The sequence below is a fragment of the Pseudomonas aegrilactucae genome, from assembly GCF_019168305.1.
GTDB classification, from domain to species: Bacteria; Pseudomonadota; Gammaproteobacteria; order Pseudomonadales; family Pseudomonadaceae; genus Aquipseudomonas; species Aquipseudomonas aegrilactucae.
Map to the genome: position 1 here is coordinate 35,279 of NZ_JAHTBI010000019.1, position 16,405 is coordinate 51,683.

A 16,405-nucleotide genomic window follows, 5' to 3' on the forward strand; every position below is an offset into this window, starting at 1 on the left:
ATAAAAAAAGGCCCTGTGACAGGGCCTTTTTCATGGGGCGGCGCTTAGCGGCGGCGGAACAGCGGCTGCGGCTCGTCGGTGGCTGCCTGGTAGGTCACCGAGAAGTCCTGCAGGCCTTCCAGCGCTTCGACCGGGTCCTTGTCGGCCCGTACGGCGAAGGCGTCGAACCCGCAGCGCTTCATGTAGAACAGCTGATCGCGCAGCACGTCGCCAATGGCGCGCAGCTCGCCGGTGAACTTGTAGCGGTCACGCAGCAGGCGCGCATTGGAGTAGTTGCGCCCGTCGGTGAAGGCCGGGAAGTTCAGTGCGATCACCTGGAAGCTGGCGACCTGGTCGCCGATTTCCTCGGCTTCCTCGTCGGCGTCCAGCCACACGCCCAGGCCACCGTCGCGGGCCTTGAGGGCATGGGCGTGCTCGCGCCACAGTTGCAGCGGCACGATGTAGTCGTCGCAGTTGGTCAACTCGTCGAGGGTCACGTCCTTGGGCAGCAGGTGCCAGGTTTCGTCGACGATCTGGTTGCCCTTAATGATTCGCTGCATACACGCGCTCCTTGAAAGGGTCGATGCCAATACGTTGGTAGGTGTCGATGAAGCGCTCGTCGGCATGACGTTGCTCCACGTACACCGTGATCAGCTTCTGGATCACATCCGGCATGGCGTCCTGGGCGAACGAAGGGCCGAGGATCTTGCCCAGGCTGGCGTCGCGGCTGGCGCTGCCACCCAGCGAAACCTGATAGAACTCTTCGCCTTTCTTGTCCACCCCGAGGATGCCGATGTGGCCGACGTGGTGGTGACCACAGGCGTTCATGCAGCCGGAGATGTTCAGGTCCAGTTCACCGATGTCGAACAGGTAGTCCAGGTCGTCGAAACGGCGCTGGATGGATTCGGCGATCGGGATCGACTTGGCGTTGGCCAGCGAGCAGAAGTCGCCACCCGGGCAGCAGATGATGTCGGTCAGCAGGCCGATGTTGGGCGTGGCAAAACCGTTTTCACGCAGCTCCAGCCACAGTGCGTGCAACTGGCGCTGCTCGACGTCGGCCAGGATGATGTTCTGTTCGTGGGAGGTGCGCAACTGGCCGAAGCTGTAGCGTTCGGCCAGGTCCGCCACGGCGTCCAGCTGCTTGTCGGTCAGGTCGCCTGGGGCGACGCCGGTGGGCTTGAGCGACAGGGTCACGGCCACGTAGCCCGGCTTCTTGTGCGCCAGGGTGTTGCGCGTGCGCCAGCGGGCAAAGCCCGGGTGCTGCTGCTCGAGCTCGGCCAGCTGGGCGTCGAGGTTGTCCAGTGCCAGGTAGTCGGGGTCGACGAAGTGCTTGGCCACACGGTGCACTTCGGCTTCGGTCAGCGTGGTGCTGCCGCCGCGCAGGTGTTCCATTTCGGCGTCGACCTTCTGGGCGAACACTTCAGGGGTCAGGGCCTTGACCAGGATCTTGATGCGCGCCTTGTACTTGTTGTCACGGCGACCGTAACGGTTGTACACGCGCAGGATCGCGTCCAGGTAGCTCAACAGGTCCTGCCATGGCAGGAACTCGTTGATGAAGGCGCCGACCACCGGGGTACGGCCCAGGCCGCCACCGACCAGCACACGGAAGCCCAGCTCGCCGGCCGCGTTGTGCACCGGCTCCAGGCCGATGTCGTGCACTTCGATGGCGGCGCGGTCGCTGGTGGAGCCGTTGATGGCGATCTTGAACTTGCGCGGCAGGTAGGCGAACTCGGGGTGGAAGGTGGTCCACTGGCGCACGATCTCGCACCAGGGGCGCGGGTCGATCAGCTCATCGGCGGCCACGCCGGCAAACTGGTCGGTGGTGACGTTGCGCAGGCAGTTGCCGCTGGTCTGGATCGCGTGCATCTGCACGGTGGCCAGCTCGGCCAGAATGTCCGGGATGTCTTCCAGGGCAGGCCAGTTGTACTGAACGTTCTGCCGGGTACTGATGTGCGCGTAGCCCTTGTCGTAGTCGCGAGCGATCCTGGCCAGCATCCGGGTCTGGCGCGACGTCAGCTGGCCGTACGGCACGGCTACCCGCAACATCGGGGCAAAACGTTGAATATAGAGGCCATTTTGCAGGCGCAGGGGGCGGAACTCTTCTTCGCTCAGCTCACCGGCCAGATAGCGTCGGGTCTGATCTCGGAACTGCTTGACGCGGTCCTCGATGATCCGCTGATCGTACTCGTCGTATACGTACATAGGGGTCCTGTTCTCAAGCTGCTTGCAGCTAATCGCGCGCACGGCCGCGCACTCCGGGGCGGAGCCGAGGAAAGATAGCAGTTTGCGGTTATGCGCAAAAGTGATGTTTTTGCATATGAAAAGAACCGTTTGGTCTAAGTGAGACTGGCTAGCGTTTAGCACGGGCTGGGCGCCGTTGTAAGCGGGTAGGGGTATACTCGGCGGTTTTTTACAGAAGGAGCGTACCCGCATGCTCAAGGCCTTGTGCCGATCGGTCTGTCTGAGTTTGCCGCTGGCGGCCAGCGCCCAGGCAGCCTCGGTGGTTTTCCTCAACCCGGGCAATGCCAACGAGACGTTCTGGATGAGCTATTCGCGGTTCATGCAGTCGGCTGCGCAGGACCTGGGCATGCAGTTGCGCATCGAGTACAGCGGGCGGGAGCCGACCCGTACCCTGCGTCAGGCGCGCCAGCTCCTGGAGGGACCGCAGCGTCCTGACTACCTGGTGTTCGTCAACGAGCAGTATGTGGCGCCGGAGATCATCCGGCTGTCGCGTGGCAGCGGGGTCAAGCTGTTCATGGTCAACAACGGCTTGACCGATGACCAGGCGCGCCAGGTCAGTGCCCACCCCGAGCGCTACCCGAGCGTGCTGGGCAGCTTGATCAGCAACGATGAAGAGGCGGGCTACCGCATGCTCAAGGCGCTGGTCGAGCAGTTGCCCGAGGGGGCGCTGGCGCAGGGTGTGGAGTTGCTGGCGTTTTCCGGGCTCAAGCACACGCCGGCGGCGCAGTTGCGCGAGCAGGGTCTGCACAGGGCTCTGGCCGAGACCCCGGGTGTGCGTTTGCGCCAGCTGGTGCAGGGTGGTTGGAGCCGGGAGCGTGCCTATGAGCAGGCGCAGCAGTTGCGTGAACGCTACCCGCAGGTGCAGTTGGTGTGGTCGGCCAATGACGAGATGGCGTTCGGTGCCATGCAGGCGTTCGAGCACGCGGGGCGCGTGCCGGGCAAGGACGTGTTGTTCAGTGCCGTGAACAGTTCGTCGCAGGCATTGCAGGCGCGCATCGACGGGCGCTTGAGCGTGCTGGTGGGTGGGCATTTCTCGTTGGGTGGGTGGGCCATGGTGCTGTTGCATGACGACGCGCTGGGGCTGCCGGTGAGGTTGCAGGAGGCGTCCCCGGTGCCGGTGTTGGAGTTGATCGATGTGGCCAAGGCGCGGCGGTGGTTGAAGCTTGCCCAGCAGCCGGACTACGGGTTGGATTTCAACCAGTTCAGTGCCGATGGCAAGAGGGCGGGTTATCGCTACCCGTTTCTGCAGGGGCCGGTGGCGTATTAACCGACGAGCTGCGTAAAAACCCTGCTTGAGCAAAGGGCATTGCTGAGCTTAACTGCAACGGGTGAAGTGCATTCCGACAATCACTACAAGAGGCAATGCAATGGGCAATTCAACCAAGGCAGGCAAGACCGATAGCAGTGTGGATGCGTGGGCGATACTTTGTTTGATTGTGTTGGTGGTTGTGACGGCGGTTTATTGGGTGAGTCATCAGTAGCGCGGAACTTCGCCGTGCAAACAAGGCCGACAACACATCGCGGTGGGGCTTTCAGGCTCACCGCGCCGTAAGGTGCATCGCCAACTGTACCAACCCCACCAGCACCAGGATGAACACCAACGTGAACGCCGTGCCCAGCGCAATGAAATGCGCCGGCTTGCCATGGGTGAAGTCACGTGCGCGGTTCTTGCCGCTCTGCACGCCAAACGCGGCAGCCAGCACGCTGTGCAGCATCTGCCAGAAGGTTGGGGGCTTGTGGTCGGCCGGGTCGTCCATGATCTGCTCCTGTAGAAGACTCGACCGTCAGTGTAGACCCTGACGCACCGGTTCACCGTCCCCCGGCACCTGGCTGCGAGCCTCCCACTTGGCAATCACCACCGGCGCCAACGCATTGCCCAGCACATTCAACGCAGTGGTCGGCATCTCCATCAGGCGATACACCCCAGCAATGAACGCAATGCCTTCCAACGGCAAACCCGCACTGGCCAGGGTCGCGGACAGAATCACGAACATGAACCCCGGCACCCCGGCCGCCCCCTTGGAGGTGAGCACCATGGTCACCACCAGCAGCGCCTGATCACCCAGGCTCAGCTCGATGCCATACAACTGCGCGACGAACAGCGTGCCGATCCCCAGGAACAGCGAAGCACCATCGAGGTTGAACGAATACCCCACCGGCACCACAAAGCTCACCAGCGGACGCGGCACACCATAGGTCTCCAGCTTCTTCATCAGTTGCGGCATCACCGCCGCCGAGCTGGCGCTGGAAAACGCCAGCACCAGTTCATCCTTGATATGACGCATCAGGCCGAACAGGTTGATGCCGGCAAAGCGCGCCACACCCCCCAGCACCACCAGGGTGAAGAAGATGATCGCCACATAGCTGACCATGATCAGTTTGGCCAGCGGCAGCAGCGAGCTGAAACCGAAGTTGGCCACCGTTACCGCGATCATGCCGAACACCCCGATCGGCGAGTAGGCCATGATCATCGAGGTCACCTTGAACATCGCCTCGGACACCGAACGCAGTACGTCGATGATCGGGGTACGCCGTTCTTCGCTCAGGCGAGATACCCCCAGGCCGAACATCACCGCAAAGAACAGCACCGACAGCAGGCTGCCCTGGGCCATGGCATTGACCACGTTGTCGGGGATGATGCCGACGATGATCTGGCCCAGGCTGTGGTTGCCGGCACCGGCCGTGGGCAGGGTGATGGCGGCGGCCTTGAGGCTGGCCAGGTCGGTGCCGGCACCCGGCTGCAGCAGGTTGCCGATCACCAGCCCGACGATGATCGCCGTGGTGGTGATGCAGAAGAAGTACAGCAGCGAGCGTACGCCGATGCGTCCCAGGGCCTTGCCGTCACCATGGCCGGCGATGCCCACCACCATGCACGAGAAGACGATGGGTACGACGATCATCTTCATCAGCTTGATGAAGATGTCGCCTGCCGGTTGCAGCACGTTGCTGACCATCCAGCCGCGCGAGTCGGGAAAGCTGTGCAGCAGGGCGCCGATCAGGATGCCGGCGACCAGCCCGAGCATGATTTGCCAGACCAGAGAAATACGGGGCGTATGCATGAAGTGCCTCATTTTGACGATTGTTATGGGTATTGGCAGTCAATGAGCAGCCGGTCCCTGGCTGTCGGGTGCAGCGGTATCGTCAGCGCAACGTCTCGCACGCTTTCTTCAGGCGACGACAGCCTTCTTCGATGATCTCCAGGGAACTGGCGAACGACAGGCGCACATACGGCGACATGCCGTAGGCGGCGCCGGCGACGGTGGCCAGCCCGTGCTCGCGCAGCAGGTACGCCACCAGGTCGCTGTCGCTATCAATGCGCGTGCCCTCTGCGCTGTGCTTGCCGATCAGGCCCTGCACATTGGCAAACACATAGAACGCACCAGCGGGCGGGGTGCAGCGTAGGCCGGGGACCGCCTGCAGCAACGCAAGCATGTGCCCGCGTCGCTGTTCGTAGACCTCGCGCATGCCGGCAATCGGCGCCTGGTCGCCGGCGAAGGCTGCCACTGCCGCCGCCTGGCTGATGGAACTGGGGCAGGTGGTGGTCTGCGACAGCAGCTTGCCGATGGCCAGTACCAGCCACTTGGGCCCGGCACCGAAGCCCAGCCGCCAGCCGGTCATGGCATAGCCCTTGGAGGCGCCGTTGACGATCAGCGTGCGTTGCTTGAGGTCTGGTGCCACGTTGAGCAACGAGACATGCCGGGCATCGGCATAGACGAATTGCTCGTAGATCTCGTCGGCCATCACCAGCACGTACGGGTGTCGGCGCAGTACTTCGGCGAGCGCTGACAGTTCCTGCGCGCTGTATACCGCGCCGCTGGGGTTGTTGGGGCTGTTGAGGATGACCCACTTGGTGCGCGCGGTGATGGCCTGTTCCAGCTCGGCCGCGCTCAGCTTGAAACCGCTGGCTTCGTTGCCCGGGATGATCACCGGCGTGGCATCGTTGAGCCGCGCGATATCCGGGTACGACACCCAGTAGGGCGTGTGCACGATCACCTCGTCGCCAGGGTTCAGCGTCGCGGCCAGGGCGTGGTAGATGATGTGCTTGCCGCCGCAGCCGGCCACCACTTCATCGGTGCTGTAGGCCAGGTCGTTGTCGCGCAGCAGCTTGGTGCAGATGGCCTGGCGCAGCGCAGGTGTACCCAGGGTGCCGGTGTAATGGGTGTCGCCACTGTGCATGGCCGCGCTGGCAGCCTGGAGGATGTGCGCCGGGGTATCGAAGTCCGGCTCGCCGACGGTGAAGTTGACGATATCGCGGCCCTGCGCGCGCAGCTCGCTGACCAGGGCGTTGGCGGCGATGCTGGGCGAAGGCTGGATGCTCAGTACCCGTTGCGAGAGAAAGACGTCGCTCATGTGGGGCTCCTCAGCCGGCCAGGCCGTGTTGTTGCAGCACGTTGTCCATCCAGCTCTGGCTGACTGCACCGGTGGCGATCTCGGCCTTGACCGCTTCTTCGTGGTCGGCGTGACGGGCGGCCAGGCGCAATACCTCGGGGGCATCGGCCTGGGCGAAGGCCACCAGGCCATCCTCGTCACCCACTACAAGGTCGCCTGGCTGGATCAGCATGCCGCCGATCGAGACCGGCACGTTGATCTCGCCCGGGCCGCTCTTGTACGGGCCGCAGTGCACCACGGCGCGGGCATAGCAGGGGGTGTCTTCGAAGCTTGCGACATCGCGGATCGCGCCGTCGATGACAAAGCCCACGCACCCGCGTTGCTGGGCATACAACTTGACCAGCTCGCCGATCACCGCGTTGTGGGTATCGCCCTGGGCGTCCACCACCAGCACATGGCCGGGCTGGAGCAGGGTCATGGCCTTGTAGATCAGCAGGTTGTCGCCGGGGCGCACCTTGACGGTAAGGGCGGTGCCTACCAGTTTGCCGGTGCGGTTGTAGCGCGTCAGGCCGCGAGCGCCGATGTGGCGGCCCAGGTTGTCGCTGATGTGCGGGGTGACCACGTGCTCAAAGGCGCGCAGCAGGTCGGCCGGGGCCAGGGGTGGGCAGGGGAGGATGCGCGAACCGGGCAAGGACATGGGAGTCTCCTGATGATCGGGGGTGGTCATGGCTCGATCTTAGGGCGACCAAACAAAGAGTTTTAGCGATATTAATGGATGCGATAGCATCGCTTTTTTTCATGTTGAAATGCTCATGATTACCTTCAAGCAGATCGAGGCGTTGTACTGGATTGCCGAGCTTGGCAGTTTCGAGGCGGCGGCCAGCAAGCTGAACATGTCGCAATCGGCGATTTCCAAGCGTATCCAGGAGCTGGAGGAGACCTTCGAGGTGGCGTTGTTCGACCGCAGCAAGCGCAATGCGCGGCTGACCGAGAAGGGCGGCGAGCTGCTCGATTACGCCAAGGACCTGCTCGAACGGCGTGACTACCTGCTGGAGCGGGTGAGCGCGCGGGAGGTGCTGGTGCGACGGTTTCGTCTCGGGGTGACCGAGCTGACGGCGTTGACCTGGTTGCCGGCGCTGGTCGAGGCGATGCGTCAGGCGTACCCCAAGGTGCAGATCGAGCCCTCGGTGGAGTTGAGCAGCGAGCTGTACCACAAGCTGGAGAACGACCAGCTGGACCTGATCGTGGTGCCGGACGTGTACAGCGATGCACGCTTTGTGGCAACGCCGCTCAAGAGCGTGGAGAACGCCTGGATGTGTGCTCCTGGGCTGGTGCCGGAGGCCGACCCGGTGAGCCTGGAACGATTGGCTGGGTGCACGGTGCTGACCCAGGGCTCGCAGTCGGGTACGGGGCTGATCTATGAGCGTTGGCTGGCCACGCACAATGTGCAGATGCCGCGCACCCTCACCAGCCACAACCTGCTGGTGCAGGTGGGGTTGACGTTGTCGGGGGTGGGGGTGAGCTATTTGCCCAAGGCGTGCCTGTCGCATTTGATCGAGCGCGGGGCATTGCGCGCGATCGTGACTACGCCGGGGTTGCCGCGTATTCGCTATGCGGCGTTGCACCGGGCTGATCGGCAGTTCGGGTTGAACCCGGATGTGGCTGCACTGGCGGTGCGCTGCTGCGATTTTTCGCGGTTGTTGCTTTAGAGGCGGTTGGCTGTGCTGGCCTCTTCGCTGGCAAGCCAGCTCCCACAGGTTCTGTGAACACCACTGAACCCTGTGGGAGCTGGCTCGCCAGCGAAGGCGTCACCGCCGCTTAGTTGTCGTACCCAAGGTTGGGCGCCAGCCAGCGCTCGGTCACCGCCAGGTCCTGCTTTTTACGTGCGGTGTAGCTCTGGATCTGGTCCTTGTCGACCTTGCCCACGGCAAAGTACTGCGCCTGCGGGTGCGCAAAATACCAGCCGCTGACTGCCGCTGCCGGGAACATCGCAAAGTGCTCGGTCAAGAACACGCCACTCGGTCCGGTCTCGCCAATCGCAGTGCCGTCGAGCAGGCGGAACAGGGTCTCCTTTTCGGTATGGTCCGGGCACGCCGGGTAGCCCGGGGCAGGGCGGATACCCGCGTACTGCTCCTTGATCAGCGCCTCGTTGTCCAGGTGCTCGTCCTTGGCATAACCCCAGTACTCTTTACGCACCTGCTCATGCAGCCACTCGGCACACGCCTCGGCCAGGCGGTCGGCCAGGGCCTTGACCATGATCGAGCTGTAGTCGTCGCCCTTGTCCTGGTAGGCCTTGGCCACTTCCTCGGCGCCGATGCCGGCAGTGGTGATGAAGCCGCCCACATAGTCGGTAATGCCGCTGTCCCTGGGCGCAACAAAGTCGGCCAGCGAGAAGTTCGGCTTGCTGTCCGGCTTGATCGTCTGCTGGCGCAGGTGGTGCAGCAGGGCCAGCGGCTCACCGTCCGCGCCGTACACCTCGATGTCGTCATGCGCCACCTGGTTGGCCGGCCAGAAGCCGAACACCGCACGGGCACTGATCAGCTTCTCGTCGATCAGCTTGGCCAGCATCTCCTGTGCATCGGCGAACAGCGCGGTGGCCGCTTCACCCACCACTTCGTCGGTGAGAATGCGCGGGTACTTGCCGGCCAGGTCCCAGGAGATGAAGAACGGGGTCCAGTCGATGTACTCGGCCAGCACCTTGAGGTCGATGTTCTCCAGCACCTTGGCACCGGTGAACGTCGGTACCACCGGCTGATAGCCGGCCCAGTCGTACTTGGGCTTGGCCTCGACCGACTGCGCATAGCTCAGGCGTTCGGTGCGTGCGCTGCGGTTGGCGGTGCGTTCGCGCACCTCGATGTAGTCCAGGCGGGTCTTCTCGACGAAGCCCGGCTTGAGTTCCTTGGACAGCAGCTGCGTGGCCACGCCCACCGCGCGCGAGGCGTCGGTCACGTAGATCACCGCATCGTTGCTGTACTTGGGCTCGATCTTCACCGCCGTGTGCGCCTTGGAGGTGGTCGCGCCGCCGATCATCAGCGGCAGGTGGAAGTCCTGGCGCTGCATCTCGCGGGCCACGTGCACCATCTCGTCCAGCGACGGGGTGATCAGCCCGGACAGGCCGATGATGTCGCACTTCTGCTCGCGTGCCACCTGCAGGATCTTCTCGGCCGGCACCATCACGCCCAGGTCGACGATGTCATAGCCGTTGCAGCCCAGTACCACGCCGACGATGTTCTTGCCGATGTCGTGCACATCGCCCTTGACCGTGGCCATCAGGATCTTGCCCTTGGCTTCGGGCTTGTCGCCTTTTTCCAGTTCGATGAACGGGATCAGGTGGGCTACCGCCTGCTTCATCACCCGCGCCGACTTGACCACCTGGGGCAGGAACATCTTGCCCGCGCCGAACAGGTCGCCAACGATGTTCATGCCGCTCATCAGCGGCCCCTCGATCACTTCGATCGGGCGTGCGCAGTGCTGGCGGCACTCCTCGGTGTCTTCGACGATGAAGGCGGTGATGCCCTTGACCAGCGCGTGTTCCAGGCGCTTGTCGACCGGCAGCGAACGCCATTCTTCGTTCTCGACTTCCTTGACCGCGCCGCCGCCCTTGTAGTCGTCGGCAATCGCCAGCAGGGCGTCGGTGCCCTCAGGGGTGCGGTTGAGCACCACGTCCTCGACCTTCTCGCGCAGCAGCGCCGGGATCTCGTCGTAGATCTCCAGCTGGCCGGCGTTGACGATACCCATGGTCAGGCCATTCTGGATCGCGTGGTAGAGGAACACCGAGTGGATCGCCTCGCGCACCGGGTTGTTGCCACGGAACGAGAACGACACGTTGGACACCCCGCCCGAGGTCAGCGCGTAGGGCAGGTGGTCGCGGATGTAGGCGCAGGCCTCGATGAAGTCGACCGCGTAGTTGTTGTGTTCTTCGATGCCGGTGGCCACGGCGAAGATGTTCGGGTCGAAAATGATGTCTTCGGGCGGGAAGCCCACTTCATCGACCAGGATGTCGTAGCTGCGCTTGCAGATCTCGCGCTTGCGCGCGGCGGTGTCGGCCTGGCCGACCTCGTCGAACGCCATCACCACCACGGCGGCGCCGTAGCGCTTGCACAGGCGTGCATGATGCTTGAAGGCCTCGACGCCTTCCTTCATCGAGATCGAGTTGACGATACCCTTGCCCTGGATGCACTTGAGGCCGGCTTCGATCACTTCCCACTTGGAGGAGTCGATCATGATCGGCACGCGGGAGATGTCCGGCTCGCCGGCGATCAGGTTGAGGAACTTGACCATGGCCGCCTGGGAATCGAGCATCCCCTCGTCCATGTTGATGTCGATCACCTGGGCGCCGGCCTCCACTTGCTGCAGGGCCACTTCAAGGGCTTCGGTGTAGTTCTCTTCACGGATCAGGCGGGCGAAGCGGGCAGAACCGGTAATGTTGGTACGCTCACCGACGTTGACGAACAGCGAGCTGCGGTCGATGGTGAACGGCTCAAGGCCCGACAGGCGACACGCCTTGGGAATCTCGGGGATCACGCGTGGCGGGTACTTGGCCACGGCTTCGGCAATCGCCTGGATATGCCCTGGGGTGGTACCGCAGCAACCGCCGATGATGTTGAGAAAGCCGCTGGCGGCGAACTCTTCGATCACGGCCGCGGTTTGGGCCGGGGTCTCGTCGTATTCACCAAAGGCGTTGGGCAGGCCGGCGTTGGGGTGCGCCGACACGTGGGTGCCGGCCTTGTTCGACAGCTCTTCGAGGTAGGGCCGCAGGTCGGCGGCGCCCAGTGCACAGTTCAGGCCCACCGAGATCGGGTTGGCGTGGCGCACCGAGTTCCAGAACGCTTCGGTGGTCTGCCCCGAGAGGGTACGCCCCGAGGCGTCGGTGATGGTGCCGGAAATCATGATCGGCAACTCGATGCCGTCATCCTCGAACACCTGCTGCACGGCGAAGATCGCCGCCTTGGCGTTGAGGGTGTCGAAGATGGTCTCGATCAGGATCAGGTCGGCGCCGCCCTCGATCAGGCCACGGGTCGCCTCGATGTAGTTCTCTACCAGCAGGTCGAAGGTGACGTTGCGATAGCCCGGGTCGTTGACGTCGGGGGAAATCGAGCAGGTGCGGCTGGTAGGGCCCAGCACGCCGGCGACGAAGCGCGGCTTGTCGGGGGTTTCGAGGGTCTTGGCGTCGGCGACCTGGCGGGCGATGCGCGCGCCCTCGACGTTGAGCTCGTACACCAGCGCTTCCATGCCGTAGTCGGCCTGGGACACCTGGGTGGCGTTGAAGGTGTTGGTCTCCAGAATGTCGGCGCCGGCATCCAGGTAGGCCTTCTCGATGGCAGCGATCACGTCGGGGCGCGACAGCAGCAACAGGTCGTTGTTGCCCTTGACGTCGCTTGGCCAGTCGGCGAAGCGCGTGCCACGATAGTCGTGTTCCTCCAGGCGGTAGCTCTGGATCATAGTACCCATGCCGCCATCGAGGATCAGTATGCGCTCTTTGAGGGCGTGCTGAAGTGCTTGGGAACGAGCGCTGCGGTCAGACATAGGACTACCTGGTCGGGCAAATACAAAAGTTGCGGAATAATAACAAACCTGCGCGGTTTTTAGGCGTGTCGCTGGTTTGCATGAATTTCATTCATGTTGGCGCGCTGCTGTCACCGGTAGAATCGTGAAGCTATCAATACCAGGACATTTGGCACATGGTGCATCGTTTACTTGCCGGCGTTCTTGCGCTGCTCATCAGCGGCGTTGCGTTCGGGCAAGCCCCCGCCACCGGCACGGCTATTTCGTATACCCGGGACATTCAACCGATCTTCACCGAGAAGTGCGTGGCCTGTCATGCCTGCAACGACGCGGCCTGCCAACTGAACCTGGGCAGCGCCGAAGGCGTCGAGCGCGGCGCCTCGAAGGTGCCTGTCTACCAGGGCGACCGCAGCACCGCCGTAGCACCGACACGGCTGTTCTATGACGCGCAGAGTGTCGAGGGGTGGCAGCGCAAGGGCTTCAGCTCGGTGCTCGACAACCAGGGCAGTCAGGCTGCGCTGATGGCGCGCATGCTCGAACTGGGCCACAGTGCGCCGCTGACGCCCAATGCCAAGCTGCCTGAAGAGATCGTGCTGGGCCTGAACCGCAACAACATGTGCCCGCTGCCCGGCGAGTTCGACGCCTATGCCGGCGCGCACCCCAAAGAGGGCATGCCGCTGGCGGTGACCGGCCTGACCGACGCCGAGTACCAGACCCTGCAGCGCTGGCTGGCTGCCGGTGCGCCGGTGGAGCACAACCCGATCCAGCCGAGCGCGACGGAAGCAGCGCAGATTGGCGAGTGGGAAGCACTACTCAACCGTCCAGGCTCCACCGAGGCTTTGGTGGGGCGCTGGCTGTACGAGCACCTGTTCCTGGCCCATGTGCACTTTGTCGGCGGTGAACCGGGCCACTTCTTCCAGTGGGTACGCTCACGCACGCCAAGCGGCCAGCCGATCGACCTGATCGCCACGCGTCGCCCCAACGACCCGCCGGGCACCGACTTCTATTACCGCCTGCTGCCGGTGCAGGGCGTGATCGTGCACAAGACCCACATCACCTACCCGATGGGGCCCAACAAGCTCAAGCGCGTGAAGCAGCTGTTCTACAGCGGTGACTGGCACGCCAACGCCTTGCCCGGCTATGGCCCGCGCCACCGTGCCAACCCGTTCGAGACCTTCGAGGCGATCCCGGCCGTGGCGCGCTACCAGTTCATGCTGGATAACGCCGAATACTTCGTGCGCACCTTCATTCGCGGGCCCGTATGCCGCGGGCAGATCGCCACCGATGTGATCCGCGACAACTTCTGGACCCTGTTCCAGGAGCCGGCCCACGACCGTTACCTGACCGACGCCGACTACCGCGGCAGGGCCACGCCGCTGCTGGCCATGCCCGGTCAGATCGATGACGTGGGCAGCATCCTGACCCTGTGGCATGCCTACCGCGACAAGCGCAACGACTACGAGAAGCTGCGCCGCGATGCCTATGCCGAAATGCCGCCGCCCAGCTGGTCGAGCCTGTGGGCCGGCAACGACAACGCGCTGCTGACCATCTTCCGCCACTTCGACAGTGCCTCGGTGACCAAGGGCCTGATCGGCGATGTGCCCAAGACGATGTGGCTGTTCGACTACCCGCTGTTCGAACGCACCTATTACCAGTTGGCAGTGAACTTCGACGTGTACGGCAACGTCTCGCACCAGGCGCAGACGCGGCTGTACTTCGACCTGATCCGCAACGGTGCCGAGGTCAACTTTCTGCGCCTGATGCCGGCCGAACAGCGGGGCGACATTCTCGGCGACTGGTACCAGAACAGCGGCAAGGTGAAGATGTGGATGGACTACGAGGACATCGACACCGACACCCCGAGCGCGCTCACGCTCGACCCCAAAGACCCCAAGCGTGACTTCGGCCTCAAGCTGGTGCAGCGCACCGGCAGCCTCAACGCCTCGCCCGACCCGATCAACCGGTGCCAGGGCGCGTACTGCTCGCTGCCCGGCAGCACCGAGCAGTTGCGTGACGTGGAGCAGGCCCTGAGCCGTCTGACCTCCCGCCCGGCAGCGGGCCTGAAAGTGATCGGCCAGTTGCCCGAAGCCACGATGCTGCGCATCGAAGGGCAGGGCGGCACGCGCAAGGTCTACAGCCTGCTGCGCAACCGTGCGCACAGCAACGTGGCGTTCATGCTCGGCGAGGCCTACCGCTATCAGCCGGGGCTGGACACCCTGACGATCTACCCCGGGGTGATGAGCAGCTACCCCAACTTCATCTTCAACATCCCCGCCGAGGATGTACCGGAGTGGGTCGAAGACATGGAAGCCGCCCGCGACGACCCGGCGAAATTCGAGCGCATCGTCATGCGCTGGGGCGTGCGGCGCAGCCATCCGCAGTTCTGGCAGTACTTCCATGACCTGAACAGCTACATCAAGGACACCGATCCGCTGGAGGCCGGGGTGCTGGACATGAACCGCTACGAGAACCTCTGAGACGACCGCCGGGCAGATCGGGCTGATCTTTCCCGGCCTTTCGTAGTCCCACCCGCAAGCGGTCCCGATTTGTCCGGGGCCAGGGTAGGGTAACGAGAGACAGGTATCCGGATGTTGTTTTCGCTTCAGGCACTGCGGGCGTTCGCCGCCTGGGTGGTGGTGTGTCACCACTTCATACAGATCTTTTTCGACTTCAACGCCGAGGGCCCGGTAGGCCAGTTGCTGGCGGACCGCGGCGCGGTAGGGGTCGATATCTTCTTCGTCATCAGCGGGTTGGTGATCTACCTGTCGACCCGTGACAAACCCATTGAGCCCACGCGCTTTCTGCTCAACCGGGTGCTGCGCATCGTGCCGGCCTACTGGTTCTATACGGGCTTGATGGCGTTGCTGCTGGTGGTGGCCAGCCAGTGGATGCCGCACCAGACCCTCAAGCTTCAGCACCTGCTGCTGTCGTTGCTGTTCATCCCGGCAGAGAACCCGGGTGGCTACGGGCTGTACCCGACGCTGAACGTGGGCTGGACGCTGAACTACGAGATGTTCTTCTACCTGCTGTTCTCGCTGGTATTCCTGGTGCGCCAGCGTCATCACCTGTGGCTGGTGGCGCTGGCGCTGTTCGTGGTCAGCGAAGTGCTGACCGGGCTGGGCGTGCTGGGGCGTTTCTACAGCAACAACATCATCTACGAGTTCCTGCTGGGGGTGGCCATCGGTGTGGTGTACCGGCGTGGCTGGATCGTCCAGGGCTTGTGGCTGCCGCTGCTGACCATCGCCGCCGCGGCCGTGGCGATCTACCGGCTCGATGCGTCGTCACGCCTGCTGCACTGGGGCCTGCCGAGCGCGTTGATCGTGCTGTCGTGCATCTCGCTGGAGCCCTATTTCCGGGGCAACCGCCTGCTCAAGGCGCTGGGTGACTGCTCCTATTCGGTGTACCTGATCCATGTGCTGGTGCTGTATGGCGGCTGGTTCGCCAGCGAGCGCCTGGGGTTGAGCCCGTACCTGGTCTTTGCGCTGTGCGTGCCGGTGATTGCCGCAGCCTCGTGGGCCAGTTACCAGTGGCTGGAAAAGCGCCTGTACCGGCGCATGCACGGCTGGTTCGAGGCGCGCCTGGGGCCGGCGGTGCCGGTTGCACATTCCTGACAGGTTTACTAGGACTTTGTTCGCAGGCCGTGTTGGCGTAAACTGCGGGCAAGTCTGTGAGGAACTTACATGAGCGCCATAACTATTACCGACGCCGCGCACGATTACCTGGCCGATCTGCTGGAAAAGCAGAATACCCCAGGCATTGGCATTCGCGTTTTCATTACCCAACCGGGTACGACCTACGCTGAAACCTGCATCGCCTACTGCAAGCCGGGCGAAGAAAAACAGGAGGATGAAGCCGTAGGCCTGAAGAGCTTCACCGCCTACCTGGACGCGGTGAGCATTCCCTTTCTCGAGGATGCAGTGGTCGACTACGCCACCGACCGCATGGGTGGCCAGCTGACCATCAAGGCGCCGAACGCCAAGGTGCCGATGGTCAACGCCGACAGTCCGATCAACGAGCGCATCAACTATTACCTGCAAACCGAGATCAACCCGGGGCTGGCCAGCCATGGCGGCCAGGTGAACCTGATCGAAGTGGTTGAAGACGGCATTGCCGTGCTGCAGTTCGGTGGTGGTTGCCAGGGCTGTGGCCAGGCCGACGTGACCCTGCGCGAAGGCATCGAGCGCACCTTGCTCGAGCGCATTCCGGAGCTCAAGGGCGTGCGTGACGTGACTGACCATACGCAGAAAGAGAACGCCTACTACTAAACCTTTCGGGCCCCTTCGCTGGCAAGCCAGCTCCCACAGGTACCGCGCAATGTTGAGATTACCCGTAACCCTGTGGGAGCTGGCTT

At 63.5% G+C, this 16,405-nt stretch carries 12 protein-coding genes; 5 read left to right on the forward strand and 7 right to left on the reverse strand.

All coding sequences use genetic code 11. From position 1 onward, the window contains the following. Nucleotides 1–44: 44 nt before the first annotated feature. Together KUO17_RS06910 and KUO17_RS06915 are read right to left on the reverse strand one after the other, a co-directional pair. Complete coding sequence (locus tag KUO17_RS06910; RefSeq protein WP_217974505.1) at nt 45–539, reverse strand: DUF934 domain-containing protein; 495 nt, start codon at nt 537–539, stop codon at nt 45–47. Next, entirely contained in the window at nt 523–2,181 is a 1,659-nt protein-coding gene (locus KUO17_RS06915) for a nitrite/sulfite reductase (RefSeq protein ID WP_217974507.1), read from the reverse strand. Before KUO17_RS06915 ends, KUO17_RS06910 begins: the two co-directional genes overlap by 17 nt. 229 nt (nt 2,182–2,410) lie before the next feature. Between KUO17_RS06915 and KUO17_RS06920 the strand changes: the two genes are divergently transcribed. Then, nucleotides 2,411–3,487, forward strand: a complete 1,077-nt coding sequence (locus KUO17_RS06920) for an ABC transporter substrate-binding protein (RefSeq protein ID WP_217974509.1) — start codon at nt 2,411–2,413, stop codon at nt 3,485–3,487. Between the two features lie 271 nt (nt 3,488–3,758). Here KUO17_RS06920 and KUO17_RS06925 read toward each other — a convergent pair whose 3' ends face one another. The 4 genes from KUO17_RS06925 to KUO17_RS06940 form a co-directional block, all read right to left on the reverse strand. Beyond that, a complete protein-coding gene (locus tag KUO17_RS06925) occupies nt 3,759–3,977 on the reverse strand; it encodes a DUF2970 domain-containing protein (RefSeq protein ID WP_217974511.1) in 219 nt (72 codons plus the stop codon). A 27-nt stretch (nt 3,978–4,004) separates the two neighbouring features. Then, nucleotides 4,005–5,279: a cation:dicarboxylate symporter family transporter gene (locus tag KUO17_RS06930; protein WP_217974512.1), complete on the reverse strand. Its 1,275-nt coding sequence runs from the start codon at nt 5,277–5,279 to the stop codon at nt 4,005–4,007. 82 nt (nt 5,280–5,361) lie between these two features. Continuing rightward, entirely contained in the window at nt 5,362–6,570 is a 1,209-nt protein-coding gene (locus KUO17_RS06935; RefSeq protein ID WP_217974515.1) for a pyridoxal phosphate-dependent aminotransferase, read from the reverse strand. A 10-nt stretch (nt 6,571–6,580) separates the two neighbouring features. After that, nucleotides 6,581–7,246 (reverse strand): RraA family protein, encoded by a 666-nt coding sequence (locus tag KUO17_RS06940; RefSeq protein ID WP_217974517.1) that lies wholly within the window; start codon nt 7,244–7,246, stop codon nt 6,581–6,583. A gap of 115 nt (nt 7,247–7,361) precedes the next feature. Between KUO17_RS06940 and KUO17_RS06945 the strand changes: the two genes are divergently transcribed. Further along, nucleotides 7,362–8,258 (forward strand): LysR family transcriptional regulator, encoded by an 897-nt coding sequence (locus KUO17_RS06945; RefSeq protein ID WP_217974519.1) that lies wholly within the window; start codon nt 7,362–7,364, stop codon nt 8,256–8,258. A gap of 109 nt (nt 8,259–8,367) precedes the next feature. On the opposite strand, the gene metH is transcribed toward KUO17_RS06945, so the two are convergent. Next, on the reverse strand, nt 8,368–12,075 hold the full coding sequence (gene metH, locus KUO17_RS06950) for a methionine synthase (RefSeq protein WP_217974521.1): 3,708 nt from the start codon (nt 12,073–12,075) through the stop codon (nt 8,368–8,370). 155 nt (nt 12,076–12,230) lie between these two features. Between metH and KUO17_RS06955 the strand changes: the two genes are divergently transcribed. The 3 genes from KUO17_RS06955 (at nt 12,231) to nfuA (ending at nt 16,319) form a co-directional block, all read left to right on the forward strand. Next, nucleotides 12,231–14,531, forward strand: coding sequence for a fatty acid cis/trans isomerase (locus tag KUO17_RS06955; RefSeq protein WP_217974523.1), 2,301 nt, complete (start codon nt 12,231–12,233; stop codon nt 14,529–14,531). Nucleotides 14,532–14,642: 111 nt separating this feature from the next. Further along, nucleotides 14,643–15,665, forward strand: a complete 1,023-nt coding sequence (locus KUO17_RS06960) for an acyltransferase family protein (RefSeq protein ID WP_217974524.1) — start codon at nt 14,643–14,645, stop codon at nt 15,663–15,665. A gap of 69 nt (nt 15,666–15,734) precedes the next feature. Next, nucleotides 15,735–16,319 carry a Fe-S biogenesis protein NfuA gene (nfuA, locus tag KUO17_RS06965; protein ID WP_217974526.1) on the forward strand — a complete coding sequence of 195 codons (585 nt, stop codon included), beginning with the start codon at nt 15,735–15,737 and terminating at the stop codon, nt 16,317–16,319. Nucleotides 16,320–16,405 lie beyond the last annotated feature (86 nt).

Coding starts and splice junctions, on each gene's coding strand:
- KUO17_RS06910 (WP_217974505.1), bottom strand. CDS start 539: ATGCAGCGAATCATTAAGGGCAACCAGATCGTCGACGAAACCTGGCAC.
- KUO17_RS06915 (WP_217974507.1), bottom strand. CDS start 2,181: ATGTACGTATACGACGAGTACGATCAGCGGATCATCGAGGACCGCGTC.
- KUO17_RS06920 (WP_217974509.1), top strand. CDS start 2,411: ATGCTCAAGGCCTTGTGCCGATCGGTCTGTCTGAGTTTGCCGCTGGCG.
- KUO17_RS06925 (WP_217974511.1), bottom strand. CDS start 3,977: ATGGACGACCCGGCCGACCACAAGCCCCCAACCTTCTGGCAGATGCTG.
- KUO17_RS06930 (WP_217974512.1), bottom strand. CDS start 5,279: ATGCATACGCCCCGTATTTCTCTGGTCTGGCAAATCATGCTCGGGCTG.
- KUO17_RS06935 (WP_217974515.1), bottom strand. CDS start 6,570: ATGAGCGACGTCTTTCTCTCGCAACGGGTACTGAGCATCCAGCCTTCG.
- KUO17_RS06940 (WP_217974517.1), bottom strand. CDS start 7,246: ATGTCCTTGCCCGGTTCGCGCATCCTCCCCTGCCCACCCCTGGCCCCG.
- KUO17_RS06945 (WP_217974519.1), top strand. CDS start 7,362: ATGATTACCTTCAAGCAGATCGAGGCGTTGTACTGGATTGCCGAGCTT.
- metH (WP_217974521.1), bottom strand. CDS start 12,075: ATGTCTGACCGCAGCGCTCGTTCCCAAGCACTTCAGCACGCCCTCAAA.
- KUO17_RS06955 (WP_217974523.1), top strand. CDS start 12,231: ATGGTGCATCGTTTACTTGCCGGCGTTCTTGCGCTGCTCATCAGCGGC.
- KUO17_RS06960 (WP_217974524.1), top strand. CDS start 14,643: ATGTTGTTTTCGCTTCAGGCACTGCGGGCGTTCGCCGCCTGGGTGGTG.
- nfuA (WP_217974526.1), top strand. CDS start 15,735: ATGAGCGCCATAACTATTACCGACGCCGCGCACGATTACCTGGCCGAT.